At 45.3% G+C, this 910-nt stretch carries 1 protein-coding gene; it reads left to right on the top strand.

Going from position 1 to position 910, the window contains the following annotated elements:
- Positions 1–910, top strand: a 910-nt coding sequence (locus tag ICN25_RS09890; RefSeq protein ID WP_216182534.1) for an autotransporter-associated beta strand repeat-containing protein, incomplete at both ends; no start/stop codon positions are given.

The following is a 910-nucleotide window of genomic DNA, read 5'->3' as shown; positions in this document are numbered from 1 at the left end:
CGCTAGCTATCACTAATGCCACAGGTCTTGGTACTACAGCTGCCGGCACCACGATTGCTAGTGGTGCAACTCTTGATCTTCAGAACGTAGCTGTTCTCACAGAAGCAATCACTATTAACGGCGGTACATTAAAGGTCAGCACGGGCTCTAGCTCTGTATCTGGAACAATTACATTGTCTGCTGATAGTTTTATCTATGTTGATACCTCATCAGACTTAACTTTAGCTGGAGTTATTTCCGGAACAGGTGGTCTTACATTCTCTGGGGGTGGTACCTTAAGTCTAGACGCTGCTAACTTATTCAGCGGTCAGATGATTGTGAATGATAGCCTTCTGATTATTAGAGATTCAACAGCACTTGGATCAACAAGTGGCGGGACTGTAATTAACGGTGGTAGTGCAGAATTATTGTTATCACCTGGCTTGAGTGTGGCCGGTGAAGATCTAACAATAAATGGCTCATTCCTTTCAACTCAGTCTGGATTGGGAAGCATTTGGAGTGGCAATGTTTCTTTAGCTGCCAATTCAACAATTTCTGCGACAGGTGCTCTTGAAATATCTGGTGTTATTTCATCAACAGGTGCATACGGCTTCACAAAGACTGGATCTGGCACTCTCACCCTGAGCAATGCCAACACCTACACCGGTACAACAACCATCTCCGCGGGTACATTAAAAGCTGGTAACGCAGCAGCTTTAGGACCCTCAACCGGTGCTGGTGCTGTTTCGATTACCTCTGGTGCTGTTCTTGATTTAAATGGCCAAGCATTAACTAATAGTGGCACTCTAACTATTCGTGGCACGGGCATATCTTCAGGTGGTGCACTTATTAATAGTAGTAGTACTGCGGCTTCTTATTCTGGTTTAGTTGCATTAGGCGCGGCATCATCTATTGTGGGTGGTTCAGGCAC

This window comes from Polynucleobacter sp. 80A-SIGWE, assembly GCF_018882295.1.
GTDB lineage: Bacteria > Pseudomonadota > Gammaproteobacteria > Burkholderiales > Burkholderiaceae > Polynucleobacter.
This window is presented reverse-complemented; position numbering and strand designations above follow the sequence as displayed.